This window comes from Cupriavidus sp. L7L, assembly GCF_004353535.1.
Classification (GTDB): Bacteria; Pseudomonadota; Gammaproteobacteria; order Burkholderiales; family Burkholderiaceae; genus Cupriavidus; species Cupriavidus oxalaticus_A.
Genome location: NZ_SMNY01000053.1, coordinates 76,050 through 90,685 on the forward strand (window position 1 = coordinate 76,050; position 14,636 = coordinate 90,685).

The following is a 14,636-nucleotide window of genomic DNA, read 5'->3' on the forward strand; positions in this document are numbered from 1 at the left end:
CTCGCGCTCAACCCAGCGCGCGCGGCGCGAAGGCGTGGTTCAGCGGGCCGTTGCCGCTGCCAAGCCGCAGTCCTGCGCCGGCCGCGATGGCCTGCGCCACATAGTCCAGCGCCTTGCCCGCGGCATCTTCCAGCGCATCGCCACGCGCCAGCTGCGATGCGATGGCCGCTGCCAGCGTGCAGCCGGTGCCATGCAGGTTGCGGGTATCGACGCGCGGGTGCGTGAACATGCGCACGGTCCCGTCCTTCAGCATCAGCAGGTCGTCCAGCCCGCCGGCAATGCCGGCCGCGCCATCGTCTTCCAGGTGGCCGCCCTTGAGCAGCACGGCCGGGCAGCCCATCGCGATCAGGTCGGCGGCGGCCTGTTCCATGTCGGCGCGGCGCGCAATCCTGCGGCCCAGCAGGTAGGAGGCCTCGGGCAGGTTGGGCGTGACCAGCAGCGCGCGCGGGAACAGCAGCCGCACCATGGCCTGCGTGGTGGCGTCGTCGGACAGCGTCGCGCCCGAGGTCGAGATCATCACCGGGTCCACCACCAGCTTGCGGATGCTATGCCGGTCCGCCGCCGCGGCCACGGCCTCGACGATGGCGGCGGTGCCCAGCATGCCGGTCTTGGCCGCGTCCACGCCGATATCGCCGGCCACCGCGTCGATCTGCGCGGCCACCATGTCGGCCGGGATCGCATGCACGCCGGTCACGCCAAGCGTGTTCTGCGCGGTGATCGCAGTGATCGCGCTCATGCCGAAGCAGCCCAGCGCGGAGAAAGTCTTCAGGTCGGCCTGGATGCCGGCGCCGCCGCCGGAGTCGGAGCCGGCGATGGTCAGGGTGCGGGGTGGCGTTGGGATCATCTGTGAGGAAATCAAGGAGGGCCGGTGCGCAAGGCGGCCGGGCACGCTACAATACCGCCACTCCGAGGAGCGTTGCAACGGATGCGGTAGGCAAAAAGTGCTACCCCATGCATCCGCCAGGCTCGGACTGTCTTCAACGGCGCTCGCTGATCCGTGGTTTCGCACGGAGGCGAGTCGACCTATCCGCCCGCTGCGCATGTGCCCGCTGCCATGCCGCCGCCCGATTTCCCGATCTCGTCACCTGCGTGCCACTCTTCACCGGAGTGAAACATGAACGCCGTGACCGACCTGAAGCAAGACTACCTCGTCGCCGATATCAACCTGGCCGGCTGGGGCCGCAAGGAAATCGCCATTGCCGAGACCGAAATGCCCGGCCTGATGGCAATCCGCGACGAATTCGCCGCCGCGCAGCCGCTCAAGGGCGCGCGCATCGCCGGCTCGCTGCATATGACGATCCAGACCGCCGTGCTGATCGAGACGCTCCAGGCGCTGGGCGCCGACGTGCGCTGGGCCTCGTGCAACATCTTCTCGACGCAGGACCACGCCGCCGCCGCCATCGCCGCGGGCGGCACGCCGGTGTTCGCCTTCAAGGGCGAATCGCTGAAGGAATACTGGGACTTCACGCACCGCATCTTCGACTGGGCCGACGGTGGCACCCCGAACATGATCCTCGACGACGGCGGTGATGCCACGCTGCTGCTGCACCTGGGCGCGCGCGCCGAGAAGGACCAGTCGCTGATCGCCAACCCGGGCAGCGAGGAAGAAACCTACCTGTTCGCCGCGATCAAGGAAAAGCTGGCGAAGGACCCGAGCTGGTACAGCCGCAACCTGGCAGCCATCCGCGGCGTGACCGAGGAAACCACCACCGGCGTGCATCGCCTGTACCAGATGGCCCAGAAGGGCGAGCTGCGCTTTCCGGCGATCAACGTCAACGACTCCGTCACCAAGAGCAAGTTCGACAACCTGTACGGCTGCCGCGAATCGCTGGTCGACGGCATCAAGCGCGCCACGGACGTGATGATCGCCGGCAAGATCGCCATCGTGGCCGGCTACGGCGACGTGGGCAAGGGCAGCGCACAGGCGCTGCGCGCGCTGTCGGCGCAGGTGTGGGTCACCGAGATCGACCCGATCTGCGCGCTGCAGGCCGCGATGGAAGGCTATCGCGTGGTGACCATGGACTACGCCGCCGAGCATGGCGATATCTTCGTCACCTGCACCGGCAACTACCACGTCATTACGCATGAGCACATGGCCAAGATGAAGGACCAGGCCATCGTCTGCAACATCGGCCACTTCGACAACGAGATCGACATCGCCTCGATCGAGAAGTACGAGTGGGACGAGATCAAGCCGCAGGTCGACCACGTGAAGTTCCCGGACGGGAAGAAGCTGATCATCCTGGCCAAGGGCCGCCTGGTGAACCTGGGCTGCGCCACCGGCCATCCGTCGTACGTGATGAGCAGCTCGTTCGCCAACCAGACCATCGCCCAGATCGAGCTCTGGCAGGAACGCGACAGCGGCAAGTACCCGGTCGGCGTCTACACGCTGCCCAAGCACCTGGACGAGAAGGTCGCGCGCCTGCAGCTGCGCAAGCTGAACGCGCAGCTGACCGAGCTGACCGAGCAGCAGGCCGCTTATATCGGCGTGAAGAAGGAAGGCCCGTACAAGGCGGATCACTACCGCTATTGATGCGCGCAGTGAGGTAGCAACTCCCCTCTTCCGCTTGCGGGAGAGGGAGCAATCCCGCCATTGAGCCAACCAAGGAGCCGTCATGAGACTACTGGTCGTCTGGATCATCAACGCCGTTGCGCTGTTCGTGCTGCCGTACATCATCCCGTCGATCCACATCAAGAGCTTCGGCTCGGCGATGCTGGCGGCGCTGGTGCTGGGCCTGGTCAACACGCTGATCCGTCCGATCCTGGTGATCCTGACGCTGCCGGTCACGCTGCTGACGCTGGGGCTGTTTATCTTCGTCATCAACGCGCTGCTGTTCCTGTTTGTCGGCAACCTGCTGTCGGGCTTCACGGTCGGCGGCTTCTGGGCGGCCTTGCTGGGCTCCATCCTGTACAGCGTGATCTCGTGGCTGCTGTCCAGCCTGCTGCTGGGCAACCGCGACGACTGACCTTATTTCGCGCGCCGCGCCAACGCGACGCGCCACCATCATGCAAGACCGCTACTTCAGCTTTGAATTCTTCCCGCCCAAGACGGCGGAGGGCCTGGAAAAGCTGCGCAACACGCGCGCGCAGCTGGCTCCGCTCAAGCCCAAGTACATCTCGGTGACGTTCGGCGCCGGCGGCACCACCCAGCAGGGCACGCTCGACGCCGTGCTGGAAATCCAGCGCGAAGGCATCGAGGCCGCGCCGCACCTGTCGTGCGTGGGCTCGTCGCGCGAGAGCATCCGCGCAATCCTGCAGCAGTACCGCGAAGGCGGCATCCGCCATATCGTCGCGCTGCGCGGGGACATGCCGTCGGGCATGGGCGAGATCGGCGAGTTCCGCTACGCCAACGAGCTGGTGGAGTTCATCCGTGCCGAGACCGGCGACTGGTTCAATATCGAAGTCGCAGCGTACCCGGAGTACCACCCGCAGGCGAAGTCGCCGCGCCATGACCTCGACAACTTCGTGCGCAAGGTCAAGGCCGGTGCCGACTCGGCGATCACGCAGTACTTCTACAACGCCGACGCGTACTTCCGCTTTGTCGACGACGTGCGCGCGCAGGGCGTGGAAGTGCCGATCGTGCCGGGCATCATGCCGATCACCAACTACTCGCAGCTGATGCGATTCTCCGAGATGTGCGGCGCCGAAGTGCCGCGCTGGGTGGCCAAGCGGCTGGAGAGCTTCGGCGACGACCGAGAATCGATCCGCGCCTTCGGGCTGGACGTGGTCACCGCGCTGTGCGAGCGGCTGCTCGCCGCGGGCGTGCCGGGGCTGCATTTCTACACGCTCAACGCGGCCGCCGCGACCAAGGCGATCTGGCAGCGGCTGAAGCTGTAAGGAACCCGCTGAAGAAGAGAGCGGTTTTGGGTGCTCCAAAGCGGCTCGATCTTGCCAGGCAAGGTGTTCTCCCTCTCCCCTCATGGACCTCATGGGGAGAGGGGAGCCTGCTGCATGCGTCCGTGGTGCCACCAGCGTACTGACACGGCAAATCGGTGCCATACTCGCCCCATGGTCACCGCCACCTTCCGCTTCTACGAGGAACTGAACGACTTCCTCGCGCCGGACCAGCGCCGGCGTGACCTGCCCTGCGCGTGCGCGCGCGCCGCGACCGTCAAGCACATGATCGAGGCGCTGGGCGTGCCGCACACCGAAGTCGAGCTGATCCTGGTCAACGGCGAATCCGCCGTCTTCGAGCGCCAGCTGCGGGACGGCGACCGGGTCTCGGTCTATCCCAAGTTCGAACGTCTCGACGTCACGCCGCTGCTGCGCGTGCGCGAACATCCGCTGCGCGCGACGCATTTCGTTGCCGACGCGCATCTGGGCGGACTGGCGCACCTGCTGCGCATGACCGGCTTCGACACCCTCTACGACAACCACTTCGAAGACAGCGAGATCGAGCGCATTGCGGTCGACGAAGGCCGCATCGTGCTGACGCGCGACCGTGAACTGCTCAAGCGCCGCGGCATCACGCACGGCTGCTATGTGCGGGCGCTCAAGCCGCGCCAGCAGGTGCGCGAGATCTTCGCGCGGCTCGACCTGGCGCGCAGCGCGCGGCCGTTCTCGCTGTGCCTGGACTGCAACGTGCCGCTGCACGCGCTGGAAGCGGCCGCCGCGGCCGGGCGGGTGCCAGACGGCGTGCTCGAGCGCCACCGCAGCTTCGTCACCTGCGACCAGTGCCGGCGGGTATTCTGGGAAGGCTCGCACTGGCGCTGCATGCGCGCGCTGGTGGACGAGCTGGTGCAGGCCGGCTGAACCCGGCCGTAGCCCGCACGCTGCTGTCACCCTATCGGGCTAGAACGCCCCCGCTTCGGTAACGATCCAGTCCATCGCCACGTCATGCGGCTGCGCGGGCAGTGCGATGCGGCACGCTTCATAGCCGATGCCGATCGCCACGGGCCGCTGCGCCATTGCCGCCAGCGTGCGGTCGTAGAAGCCGCCGCCGTAGCCCAGGCGGAACTTGTCCGGGCTGAAACCGACACAGGGAATGACCAGCGCGTCGGGCGTCACGGCCTCGGTGCCGTCGGGGACCGGGATGCCATAGTGGCCCCTGGTCATCGGCGTGTCCGGGTCCCAGCGATGGAAGTCCAGCGGCGCGCCGGGCCGGCTTACCGCCGGCAGCGCCGCCTGGCGCGCGGGCACCGCCGCGAGCCATTGCGCGACCGCGCCGCGCGCGTCGAACTCCTGCTGGATCGGCCAGTAGAAGCCAAGGCAGCGCACGGCCAGGCCCGCCAGCAGCTCGGACAATGCGGCGGCGATGCGCGCATCGGCATCGTCGCGCGCGGGCAGGGCGGCACGCAAGGACAGCAGGCGCGCGCGCTGCGCGCGGCGGTCCTCCGCAAGGTCGATTGGCGAACTGCCGGAGGAGGTGGCGGCCGAGGTGGCGGAACTTGAGGACATGGCGTGGGATAATGCCCGCGTCCGAACCAACACGGACGGCGGAAGCTGCTGCGGCCCTTGCCTTGCATGGCGGCACCGGCGCCGCCGTCATCGACAAGGAAGCAAAGAATGCTGAAGGGAGTATATCTGCAGCGTGCAGGGCGGGCCGCCTGGATCGCCATGGCATGTGCACTGCTTGTCACGCCGGTCCATGCGCAGAAGCGCCCGCAGGCGCCCATGCGCCAGCAGCAGCCGGCGGTGATCCCGAGCGATCCGGACGAGGCCTTCGCCGCGCTGCGCGAAGCGGCGCGCAAGAATGACGTGGAGCGCGCCTACGCGATCTCGGCCACGCTGGTCGACTACCCGATCCCGTCGTACGTCGAGTACTTCCGCATCAAGCCGCAGATGTTCGACGCCAGCGGCCTGGCGCGCATCGACGCGCCCGACGACCAGGTGCGCGCCTTCCTGCAGCGCTACAAGGGCCAGGCCATCGCCGACCGCATGCGCAACGACTGGCTGCTGGTGCTGGGCAAGAAGCGCGACTGGGCCAGCTTCGATGCCGAGTATCCGCAGTTCGCGCTCAAGGACGACACCCAGGTCGAATGCTATGCGCTGCTGTCGCGCGCGCTCAAGGGCCAGAACGTTGCCGCCGAGTCGCGCCAGGCGCTGAGCGATCCGCGCTATTTCGGCGAAGGTTGCGTCGACCTGATCGGCTACCTGGTGCAAAGCCAGCAGATCCAGCGCAGCGATGTCGCCTTCCACGCGCGGCTGGCGCTGGAGCAGAACTACCTCACGCTGGCCGGCAAGATCGCCGCGCTGCTGCCCGATGCACGCGTCGACGGCGACGCACTCGCCACCATCGTCAAGATGGCGCGCACCGATCCCAACCAGGCCGTCGCCTACCTGGGTACCGTCCAGGGCACGCTGTCGCGCGACGAGCAGGGCGCCGCCTGGGGCGTGATCGGCCAGTTCGCGGGCAAGAAGCTGATGCCGGAAGCGGCCAACTACTACCGCCGCCAGATGGACCTGGGCGGCAACCAGTGGTTGTCCGACGACTCCCAGGAATGGCGCGTGCGCGCCGCGCTGCGCCAGGGCGACTGGAAGCAGGTGCGCCAGGCAGTCGAGCTGATGCGTCCCGAGCTGCGCGCCAAGGACCCGGCGTGGCTCTACTGGTACGGCCGCGCGCTCAAGGCCGAAGGCCGCGACACCGAGGCGCAGCAGAACTTCCAGCAGATCGCCGGCCAGTTCAACTTCTATGGCCAGCTCGCCAGCGAAGAACTGGGCAACCGCATCACGCTACCGGCGCGCACCGCCGTCGGCGATGCCGAAGCCAATGCCATGCGCGCGCGCGCCGGCTTCCAGCGCGCGCAGAAGTTCTACGCGATGAACATGCGCTTCGAGGGCAACCGCGAATGGAACTGGGAATTGCGCGGCATGAACGACCGCGAGCTGCTCGGCGCGGCGGAGTACGCGCGCCGTCTCGAACTGCTCGACCGCACCGTCAATACCGCTGACCGCACCCGCAACGAGCATGACTTCGAGCTGCGCTTCCTGATGCCGTACCGCGACATCATGCAGCGCGCGACCGACGATGTCGGCCTCGACATGGCGTGGGTCTACGGCCTGATCCGGCAGGAATCGCGCTTCCTGATGAACGCGCGCTCGTCCGCCGGCGCGCACGGCCTGATGCAGGTGATGCCGGCGACGGCCAAGTACGTGGCGCGCAAGATCGGCATGAACGACTTCTCGCCGCAGATGATGGGCGATCCCAACATCAACATCCTGCTCGGCACCAATTACCTGAACATGGTGCTGACCGACCTGGACAGTTCCTGGGCGCTGGCGTCGGCGGCATACAACGCCGGTCCGGGCCGGCCCAAGGCCTGGCGCAGCACGCTGGCGCGGCCCGTGGAAGGCGCGATCTTTGCAGAGACCATCCCGTTCAATGAAACGCGCGGCTATGTGAAGAATGTGCTTTCCAACGCTACGTACTATGCTGCATTGATGAGTGGCCGGCCGCAGTCGCTGAAATCGCGCCTGGGGACGGTCGCGCCGTCGCCGGTGACCACGACCAGCCTGCCCTGACGGGCACCCGACGGGACGGGCCGCTGGTGTGCCGCGCCGGGCGCGTCGCGGCGGCCTGGCTTGCGCAATGCGCCGCGACGTGCAGTCCACTTTGCACGGAGGCATCATGCAGACCAGCAACGTCCTCGTCATCGGTGGCGCCGGCTTTATCGGCAGCCACCTTGTCTCGCGCCTGGCCGGCGCCGCCTCTGCCTCGGGTGCGCCGCTGGAACCCGGCAGCAATCCCGATTCGCCGATCGCCCCCGACCGCATCGTGGTCGGCACCCGCAACGTCGAGCACGCGCAGCACCTGTTGCTGCTGCCGCGCGTCGAGGTAGTCGAACTGGGGCTGGCCGACAATGCCGCGCTCGACGACGCCATCGGCTCGCTCGGGGTCGACGGCATCGTCGTCAACCTGGTGGGCGTGCTGCACGGCGAGCGTGCCGATCCCTACGGCGAGGCCTTTGCCAGCGCTCATGTGGAAATGGTGCGGCAGATCGTGGCCTCGTGCCTGTCCACCGGCGTGCGCCGGCTGTTGCATATGAGTGCGCTTGGCGCCGACAGCCAGGGGCCGTCGATGTACCTGCGCAGCAAGGGCGACGGCGAGCGCATCGTGCGCGCCAGCGGGCTGGACTGGACCATCCTGCGGCCGTCGGTGGTGTTCGGCCCCGACGACCATTTCCTCAACCTGTTCGCGCAGATGCAACAGATGGCGCCGGTGGTGCCGCTGGCGTGCGCACAGGCGCGCTTCCAGCCAGTGTTCGTGCAGGACGTGGTGCAGGCCTTCCTCAATGCCATGGTCAACCCTGCCACCATCGGCCGCGGCTATGAGCTGGGCGGCCCGCAGGTCTATACGCTGGAGGAGCTGGTGCGCTTCGCCGGCCGCGCATCCGGCCATCCGCGCCCGGTGATCGCGCTGCCGGATGCGCTGGCGCGGGTGCAGGCGACCATCATGGAACACATGCCGGGCGATCCGCTGCTGTCGCGCGACAACCTCGACTCGATGCAGCTGGACAACGTGCTCGAGCATCCGGTCGCGCCGGAGCTGGACCTGCATCCGGCCAGCCTGGAATCCGTGATGACCGACGCGCTGGCGGGGCGCAATCGCGATGCCGCGCTGACCTCGATGCGCGCCAGCGTGCACCGCTGAAGGGCGGGCGGGTCAGGGCCGCGGGTGGCCTATGTGACCCATTTTCGGATCGGTTGCGAGAGCAATTCACTTTGAGGCAGGCGGGCGCGCTGGCAAAATGACCGGTCCGGCGCGCCGCCGCCGTCTCCCTTCGCCTCCCCCCAAGGACCTACGATGAAGCTCGTCATCGGCAACAAGAATTACTCCTCCTGGTCGCTGCGCCCCTGGCTGCTGATGCGCCAGGCCGGCATCGAATTCGAAGAGGTACAGGTGCGCCTGTTCACCGGCAGCTTCGCAGCCGAGATCGCGCGTTATTCGCCGGCCGGCAAGGTACCGGCGCTGGTCGACGGCGACGTCACCGTGTGGGACTCGCTGGCGATCGCCGAGTACGTGGCCGAGCGTTTCCCGGAAAAGACGCTGTGGCCCGCCGACCGTGCCGAGCGTGCGGTGGCGCGCGCAATCTGCGCCGAGATGCATTCCGGCTTCACCAACCTGCGCAGCCAGTTGCCGATGAACGTGACCGCGGTGCTGCCCGGACGCGGCTGGAACGTGGCGGTGCAGCGCGACGTCGACCGTATCGCCGCGATCTGGAGCGGGTTGCGCCAGCAGCATGGCGCGCGCGGCCCGTTCCTGTTCGGCGAGTTCACCGTGGCCGACGCCTTCTTTGCGCCGGTGGTGAGCCGCTTCGCCACTTACGGCATCCACCTGCCGGAAGACGCCAAGGCCTATGCCGACTTCATGCTGGCGCTGCCGACCATGCAGGAGTGGATCGCCGCCGCGCGCGAGGAGCGCGATTTCCTGGCCGACGACGAGCCTTACCGCCTGTCGCCCGAGCGGCCCGACGCGATCATCGTCAACCACTGAGACTGAGCGATACCGCCGGCGCCGGCGCGCCGGCACCAGAGAAGAGGCCACAACGATGCAGGTGTATGCCGTCGGCGGCGCGATCCGCGACGAACTGCTGGGCAAGCCCAGCCAGGACCGCGACTACGTAGTCGTCGGCGCGACCCCGCACGAGATGGTAGCTGCGGGCTATCGCCCCGTCGGCAAGGATTTCCCGGTCTTCCTGCATCCGCGCACCCACGAGGAATACGCGCTGGCGCGCACCGAGCGCAAGACAGCGATGGGATACAAGGGTTTTGCCTTCTACTGCGAGCCCGATGTCACGCTGGAAGACGACCTGGTCCGGCGCGACCTGACCATCAATGCGATGGCGCGCGAGGTCGATGCCGATGGCAACCTGGTCGGCCCGGTGCTCGACCCGCACGGCGGCCAGCGCGACCTGCAGGCCCGCCTGTTCCGCCATGTCTCGGATGCCTTCGCCGAGGACCCGGTCCGCATCCTGCGGCTGGCGCGCTTTGCCGCGCGCTTCCACGGGTTCACCGTCGCCGCCGAGACCCAGCGCCTGATGCGCGAGATGGTGGCGGCCGGCGAGGTCGATGCGCTGGTGCCCGAGCGCGTCTGGCAGGAACTGGCGCGCGGCCTGATGGAAGCGCATCCGTCACGAATGTTCGAGGTGCTGCGCGACTGCGGCGCGCTGGCACGGCTGCTGCCCGAGCTTGACTGCCTGTGGGGCGTGCCGCAGCGCGCCGACTACCATCCCGAGGTCGATACCGGCGTGCACGTGATGATGGTGATCGATACCGCCGCGGCGATGGGCGCGCCGTTGCCGGTGCGTTTTGCCGCGCTGGTGCACGACCTGGGCAAGGGCACCACGCCCGAGGACGTGCTGCCGCGCCACGTCGGCCACGAGATGCGCAGCGTCAAGCTGCTGGAAGAGGTCTGCGCGCGGCTGCGCGTGCCCAACGGCTGCCGCGACCTCGCGCTGGTGGTGGCGCGCGAGCATGGCAATATCCATCGTTCGCTGGAATTCAGCGCCGCCGCGGTGGTGCGGCTGCTGGAACGCTGCGACGCGCTGCGCAAGCCCGACCGCTTCGCGCTGGCGCTGCAGGCGTGCGAGGCCGACAAGCGCGGCCGCAAGGGCTTCGAGCACAGCGACTATCCGCAGGCGGAGCGCCTGCTGGCGGCGCGCGAAGCCGCCGCTGGCGTCGATGCCGGCGCGATCGCGCGCGCCTGCGCGGACGGCGTGGGACAGATCAAGGACCGCGTCCATGCGGCCCGTGTCGCCGCGGTGGCGCAGCGGCTGGGCGAGCACGCGGCGGATTGAATGTCCGCTGCGGCTGTTCCTATAACAGCTTGCCGATCACCAGCGCCACCAGCGACAGCAGGATCGTCGATGCAAACGGCAGCACGAATTCCCGCCCGAACACGCGGAAGCGCACGTCCCCGGGCAGCCGTCCCAGCCCGAACTTCTGCAGCCACGGCAGCGCCGCGGACAGGATGATCACGCTCAGGAAGATAGTGAGGGTCCAGCGCAGCATGGCGTTCGCGATGGCTTACAAGGTATGGCAGCGGTCGCCGCGGGCGAAGCCGGCCAGCGGCTCGCTCTGGTCCGTGCCGTCGTCCAGGCCCCGCGTCAGCGCGATGACCTTGAACAGCTCGCCCATTTCCGCTTCGGACAACAGCTTCTGCACGGCGTTGGCCTGCGGCAGGAAGGCGCGCGCATCGGACGGGTCAAGCGCCATCAGCAGCTCGGTGATGCCGGCGTTCATCAGGAAGCGCGCCTGCGAGGCAAAGCCCGACACCGTCAGCCCGGTTTCCACCGCGGCGGCGGCGATGCCGCTGAAATTGACGTGCGTGGTGATGTCCTGCAGGCCCGGGTAGAGGAACGGGTCCGGGTGTGCGTGATGCCGGTAGTGGCACATCAGCGTGCCGCCGGCGCGCTGCGGATGGTAGTACTCGGCGGCGGGGAAGCCGTAGTCGATGAAGAAGGCGGTGCCGCGCGCCAGCATCGCGCCGACGGCACGCATGAAGCCTTCGGCCTCGGCGTGGGTTTCGGTGACGACATCGTGGTCGCCGGGGATGTCGCGGAGCATCGCCGGCACGTCGGCATCGGCGAGCACGCGGTCCTCGAAGCGGAACGCGGCGGCCGCGCCGGGTTCGGTGCCCGCCACGCCGCTGCGCGTCACGCCGCGCTCGTGCCAGCGGCCGCCGGTGCGTGCGTAGAGCTGCACCGGCATTGCATCGAGCACTTCGTTGCCGACGATGACGCCCTCGAAGCTGTCGGGCAGCGCATCCAGCCAGCGCACGCGCGCGGCCAGGTGCTGGGCGCGCTGCGCCAGCGTTTCCTGCTGGCGCGCGCGCAGCTCACCGGACAGTTCGACGATCGCGTATTCCTGTGGCAACAGGCCTTCCTGCTCCAGCCCCAGCAGCAGGTCAGCGGCCAGGCGGCCGGTGCCGGCGCCGAATTCCATCATGTGTGGCAGGCCCTGCGCGATCAGCGGCGCGAACTGGCGCGCCAGCGTGCGCGCGAAGAACGGGCTCAGTTCCGGCGCGGTGATGAAGTCGCTGCCGTCGCGGGCATCGCGCCCGAACTTGGCCGAGCCGCCGCTGTAGTAGCCCAGGCCGGGCGCATACAGCGCCAGCGCCATATAGCGGTCAAAGCCGATCCAGCCGCCGGCCGCATCGATCGATTCGCCAATACGGGCTGTAAGGGTATCGGACGCGGCCTGCGCGTCGGCGGGGGGAAGGGGTAAACTAGCGGCTTTCTGCATCCCGCGATTGTAGCAATGCCCGCATCCGATACCTCGGCACCCGCTGCCGCCCAGCCTGCAGCCGCTGCCGCCACGGCCCAGTCCGCCGCCCGCGGCGTCGCCCTCGTCACCGGCGGCGCGCGCCGCCTGGGCCGCGCCATTGCGCTGGAACTGGCCACGCAGGGCTGGGACGTGGCCGTGCACTGCCACCGCTCGGTGGACGAGGCCGAGGCGCTGGCGACCAGGATCCGCGGGCTCGGCCGCCGTGCCGCGGTGCTGCGTGCCGATCTCGCCGACGAAGCCGCCACCGGCCGCCTGATCGCGGACTGCATTGCCGCGCTGGGCCTGCCGACCTGCCTGGTCAACAACGCCTCGCTGTTCCAGTACGACGTGGCGACCAGCTTCTCCTATGCGTCGCTCGATACGCATATGCGCACCAATGTGGCGGCGCCGTTGCTGCTGGCGCGCGAGCTGCACAAGGCGCTGGCCGCCGCCGCGGATGGCGACAAGGACAAGGCCGCCGAACCGCGCGGCGTGGTGATCAACCTGCTCGACCAGAAGCTGGACAACCTGAATCCCGATTTCCTGTCATACACGCTGTCCAAGGCCGCGCTGCAGACCGCCACGGTGCAGCTGGCGCAGGCGCTGGCGCCGCGCATCCGCGTGGTTGGCGTGGCGCCGGGCATCACGCTGGTGTCGGGCGAGCAGTCGGAGCAGAGCTTCCGCCGCGCGCATCGCGTGACGCCGCTGGGCCAGTCGTCGACGCCCGAGGATATCGCCCAGGCGGTGGCCTACCTCGCACAGGCGCGCGCCGTCACCGGCACCACGCTGTACGTGGACGGCGGCCAGCACCTGATGCCGCTGGCGCGCGACGTGATGTTCCTGACCGAGTAAGCTGGCGCCTGTACGCCAGGCACGCCGGCAAGCCGTACCCTGATGTGCCGCGCCCCCCGGCGCGGCGTTCCCTTTTCTAGTCTTTTCTCCCAGCCATGACCATGCTCGCCGCTCTTTCCCACCCCAGCCTGCAGGACTGCCGACGCATGTTCCTGCGCAACTATGAAGTGCAGATCAATATCGGCGTGCATGAGTTCGAGAAGAAGGGCGAGCAGCGCGTGCTGATCAATATCGACCTGTTCGTGCCGCTGGAAGAATGCACCCCGCACGCCGACAAGCTCGACGAAGTGGTCGACTACGACTTCATGCGCAATACCGTGGCCGAGCGCATGGCGCAGGGCCACGTCCACCTGCAGGAAACGCTGTGCGACGACGTCGCGCGCGCCATGCTGAAGCATCCCAAGGTGCGCGCCGTGCGCGTGTCGACCGAGAAGCCCGACGTGTACCCGGACTGCGATTCCGTCGGCGTCGAGGTGTTCCACATCAAGCAGGGCGCTTGAGCCGGCAGCTGCGTTATCTGCGGCTGCCCGGCGCCTGCGGCGCGCGGGCGCCTGAAGTAAAATGTTGCCCCTTCGCGCGCTGCCGGCCATTCCATCCGGCAGGCGCCATGCAACAGGATGCTCCATGAGCCACTCGAACAATTTCTACCGCCTCGAGACGAGGCTGCAATCGCAAACCGGCAAGGCCATCGGCGACTTCGGCATGATCGAGGACGGCGACACCGTGCTCGTCTGCATGAGTGGCGGCAAGGACTCGTACACCATGCTGTCGGTCCTGATGGCGCTGCAGAAGCGCGCGCCCATCAAGTTCAGGCTGATCGCGATGAACCTGGACCAGAAGCAGCCGGGTTTCCCGGAGCACGTGCTGCCCGAATACCTGAAGTCGGTGGGCGTGGAATACCTGATCGTCGAGGCCGATACCTACTCGATCGTCAAGGAGAAGGTGCCCGAGGGCAAGACCACCTGCTCGCTGTGCTCGCGCCTGCGCCGCGGCGTGATCTACCGCACCGCCAAGGAGCTGGGCGCCAACAAGATCGCGCTGGGCCACCACCGCGACGACATCGTCAACACCTTCTTCCTGAACATGTTCTTCGGCGGCAAGATGAAGGCCATGCCGCCCAAGCTGGCCACCGACGATGGCGCGCATATCGTGATCCGCCCGCTGGCGTACTGCTCGGAGAAGGACATTGCGTCGTACGCACGCGCGATGGAGTTCCCGATTATCCCGTGCAACCTGTGCGGCTCGCAGGAGAACCTGCAGCGCAAGAAGGTCAGCGAGATGCTGCAGGAGTGGGAGCGGCAGAACCCGGGCCGTATCGACAATATCTTCTCGGCGCTGCGCAACGTGGTGCCCTCTCACCTGGCCGATACCGAGCTGTTCCCGTTCACGGGGCTGGCTACCGGGCTGGCCAAGGTGGACGAGGCTTCGCTGTTCGGTGAGACCACATTCCAGCAGCAGCCGCTGGTGTTCGCGGGCAGCATGGAAGAGAACCGGATGGAGTTCGTGCGCTTCGAGCGCCCGCCGGTGTCCGCGCCCGGGGCGGAGCAGGCCGGCGCGCCGCAGTAACGCCGCCAACCGCC

General features: G+C 68.0%; 15 protein-coding genes and 1 riboswitch. Of the genes, 11 read left to right on the forward strand and 4 right to left on the reverse strand.

Annotated elements, in window-relative coordinates:
• Positions 1-7: 7 nt before the first annotated feature.
• The gene (gene thiD / locus E1J61_RS33755; protein ID WP_165971601.1) at positions 8-844 is read right to left on the reverse strand and encodes a bifunctional hydroxymethylpyrimidine kinase/phosphomethylpyrimidine kinase; all 837 of its coding nucleotides are present in this window, start codon (positions 842-844) and stop codon (positions 8-10) included.
• A 58-nt stretch (positions 845-902) separates the two neighbouring features.
• Positions 903-996: riboswitch (S-adenosyl-L-homocysteine riboswitch) on the forward strand.
• A gap of 118 nt (positions 997-1,114) precedes the next feature.
• Here thiD and ahcY point away from each other — a divergent pair.
• From ahcY to E1J61_RS33775, 4 genes are all read left to right on the forward strand, one after another.
• On the forward strand, positions 1,115-2,533 hold the full coding sequence (gene ahcY, locus E1J61_RS33760) for an adenosylhomocysteinase (protein ID WP_133098171.1): 1,419 nt from the start codon (positions 1,115-1,117) through the stop codon (positions 2,531-2,533).
• Between the two features lie 82 nt (positions 2,534-2,615).
• Positions 2,616-2,966, forward strand: coding sequence for a phage holin family protein (locus E1J61_RS33765; protein WP_133098172.1), 351 nt, complete (start codon positions 2,616-2,618; stop codon positions 2,964-2,966).
• A 40-nt stretch (positions 2,967-3,006) separates the two neighbouring features.
• Positions 3,007-3,837: a methylenetetrahydrofolate reductase [NAD(P)H] gene (gene metF, locus E1J61_RS33770; protein WP_133098173.1), complete on the forward strand. Its 831-nt coding sequence runs from the start codon at positions 3,007-3,009 to the stop codon at positions 3,835-3,837.
• A gap of 171 nt (positions 3,838-4,008) precedes the next feature.
• Positions 4,009-4,752 (forward strand): Mut7-C RNAse domain-containing protein, encoded by a 744-nt coding sequence (locus E1J61_RS33775; RefSeq protein ID WP_133098174.1) that lies wholly within the window; start codon positions 4,009-4,011, stop codon positions 4,750-4,752.
• Positions 4,753-4,791: 39 nt separating this feature from the next.
• On the opposite strand, the gene E1J61_RS33780 is transcribed toward E1J61_RS33775, so the two are convergent.
• Positions 4,792-5,397, reverse strand: a complete 606-nt coding sequence (locus tag E1J61_RS33780; protein ID WP_133098175.1) for a 5-formyltetrahydrofolate cyclo-ligase — start codon at positions 5,395-5,397, stop codon at positions 4,792-4,794.
• A 108-nt stretch (positions 5,398-5,505) separates the two neighbouring features.
• Here E1J61_RS33780 and E1J61_RS33785 point away from each other — a divergent pair, with 108 nt between their 5' ends.
• The 4 genes from E1J61_RS33785 (at position 5,506) to E1J61_RS33800 (ending at position 10,736) form a co-directional block, all read left to right on the forward strand.
• Positions 5,506-7,461 carry a lytic transglycosylase domain-containing protein gene (locus E1J61_RS33785; protein ID WP_133098176.1) on the forward strand — a complete coding sequence of 652 codons (1,956 nt, stop codon included), beginning with the start codon at positions 5,506-5,508 and terminating at the stop codon, positions 7,459-7,461.
• A 106-nt stretch (positions 7,462-7,567) separates the two neighbouring features.
• A complete protein-coding gene (locus tag E1J61_RS33790; protein WP_133098177.1) occupies positions 7,568-8,590 on the forward strand; it encodes a complex I NDUFA9 subunit family protein in 1,023 nt (340 codons plus the stop codon).
• Between the two features lie 153 nt (positions 8,591-8,743).
• The gene (locus tag E1J61_RS33795) at positions 8,744-9,433 is read left to right on the forward strand and encodes a glutathione S-transferase family protein (protein ID WP_133098178.1); all 690 of its coding nucleotides are present in this window, start codon (positions 8,744-8,746) and stop codon (positions 9,431-9,433) included.
• 55 nt (positions 9,434-9,488) lie between these two features.
• Positions 9,489-10,736 carry a multifunctional CCA addition/repair protein gene (locus tag E1J61_RS33800; protein ID WP_133098179.1) on the forward strand — a complete coding sequence of 416 codons (1,248 nt, stop codon included), beginning with the start codon at positions 9,489-9,491 and terminating at the stop codon, positions 10,734-10,736.
• 19 nt (positions 10,737-10,755) lie between these two features.
• Here the strand turns inward: E1J61_RS33800 and E1J61_RS33805 are convergent, their stop codons facing one another.
• Together E1J61_RS33805 and E1J61_RS33810 are read right to left on the reverse strand one after the other, a co-directional pair.
• A complete protein-coding gene (locus E1J61_RS33805; protein WP_133098180.1) occupies positions 10,756-10,950 on the reverse strand; it encodes a DUF2905 domain-containing protein in 195 nt (64 codons plus the stop codon).
• Between the two features lie 15 nt (positions 10,951-10,965).
• Positions 10,966-12,183, reverse strand: coding sequence for a class I SAM-dependent methyltransferase (locus E1J61_RS33810; RefSeq protein ID WP_133098181.1), 1,218 nt, complete (start codon positions 12,181-12,183; stop codon positions 10,966-10,968).
• Positions 12,184-12,198: 15 nt separating this feature from the next.
• Here E1J61_RS33810 and E1J61_RS33815 point away from each other — a divergent pair, with 15 nt between their 5' ends.
• The 3 genes from E1J61_RS33815 to ttcA all read left to right on the forward strand — a co-directional run bounded on the left by E1J61_RS33815 (position 12,199) and on the right by ttcA (position 14,622).
• Positions 12,199-13,056, forward strand: a complete 858-nt coding sequence (locus E1J61_RS33815; protein ID WP_133098182.1) for an SDR family oxidoreductase — start codon at positions 12,199-12,201, stop codon at positions 13,054-13,056.
• A 95-nt stretch (positions 13,057-13,151) separates the two neighbouring features.
• Positions 13,152-13,556 carry a dihydroneopterin aldolase gene (locus E1J61_RS33820; protein WP_133098183.1) on the forward strand — a complete coding sequence of 135 codons (405 nt, stop codon included), beginning with the start codon at positions 13,152-13,154 and terminating at the stop codon, positions 13,554-13,556.
• Positions 13,557-13,680: 124 nt separating this feature from the next.
• Positions 13,681-14,622: a tRNA 2-thiocytidine(32) synthetase TtcA gene (gene ttcA, locus E1J61_RS33825; RefSeq protein WP_133098184.1), complete on the forward strand. Its 942-nt coding sequence runs from the start codon at positions 13,681-13,683 to the stop codon at positions 14,620-14,622.
• Positions 14,623-14,636 lie beyond the last annotated feature (14 nt).

What these genes read in the sequence shown, in the direction of transcription:
- thiD (WP_165971601.1), bottom strand. Translation starts at nt 844, where the DNA reads ATGATCCCAACGCCACCCCGCACCCTGACCATCGCCGGCTCCGACTCC.
- ahcY (WP_133098171.1), top strand. Translation starts at nt 1,115, where the DNA reads ATGAACGCCGTGACCGACCTGAAGCAAGACTACCTCGTCGCCGATATC.
- E1J61_RS33765 (WP_133098172.1), top strand. Translation starts at nt 2,616, where the DNA reads ATGAGACTACTGGTCGTCTGGATCATCAACGCCGTTGCGCTGTTCGTG.
- metF (WP_133098173.1), top strand. Translation starts at nt 3,007, where the DNA reads ATGCAAGACCGCTACTTCAGCTTTGAATTCTTCCCGCCCAAGACGGCG.
- E1J61_RS33775 (WP_133098174.1), top strand. Translation starts at nt 4,009, where the DNA reads ATGGTCACCGCCACCTTCCGCTTCTACGAGGAACTGAACGACTTCCTC.
- E1J61_RS33780 (WP_133098175.1), bottom strand. Translation starts at nt 5,397, where the DNA reads ATGTCCTCAAGTTCCGCCACCTCGGCCGCCACCTCCTCCGGCAGTTCG.
- E1J61_RS33785 (WP_133098176.1), top strand. Translation starts at nt 5,506, where the DNA reads ATGCTGAAGGGAGTATATCTGCAGCGTGCAGGGCGGGCCGCCTGGATC.
- E1J61_RS33790 (WP_133098177.1), top strand. Translation starts at nt 7,568, where the DNA reads ATGCAGACCAGCAACGTCCTCGTCATCGGTGGCGCCGGCTTTATCGGC.
- E1J61_RS33795 (WP_133098178.1), top strand. Translation starts at nt 8,744, where the DNA reads ATGAAGCTCGTCATCGGCAACAAGAATTACTCCTCCTGGTCGCTGCGC.
- E1J61_RS33800 (WP_133098179.1), top strand. Translation starts at nt 9,489, where the DNA reads ATGCAGGTGTATGCCGTCGGCGGCGCGATCCGCGACGAACTGCTGGGC.
- E1J61_RS33805 (WP_133098180.1), bottom strand. Translation starts at nt 10,950, where the DNA reads ATGCTGCGCTGGACCCTCACTATCTTCCTGAGCGTGATCATCCTGTCC.
- E1J61_RS33810 (WP_133098181.1), bottom strand. Translation starts at nt 12,183, where the DNA reads ATGCAGAAAGCCGCTAGTTTACCCCTTCCCCCCGCCGACGCGCAGGCC.
- E1J61_RS33815 (WP_133098182.1), top strand. Translation starts at nt 12,199, where the DNA reads ATGCCCGCATCCGATACCTCGGCACCCGCTGCCGCCCAGCCTGCAGCC.
- E1J61_RS33820 (WP_133098183.1), top strand. Translation starts at nt 13,152, where the DNA reads ATGACCATGCTCGCCGCTCTTTCCCACCCCAGCCTGCAGGACTGCCGA.
- ttcA (WP_133098184.1), top strand. Translation starts at nt 13,681, where the DNA reads ATGAGCCACTCGAACAATTTCTACCGCCTCGAGACGAGGCTGCAATCG.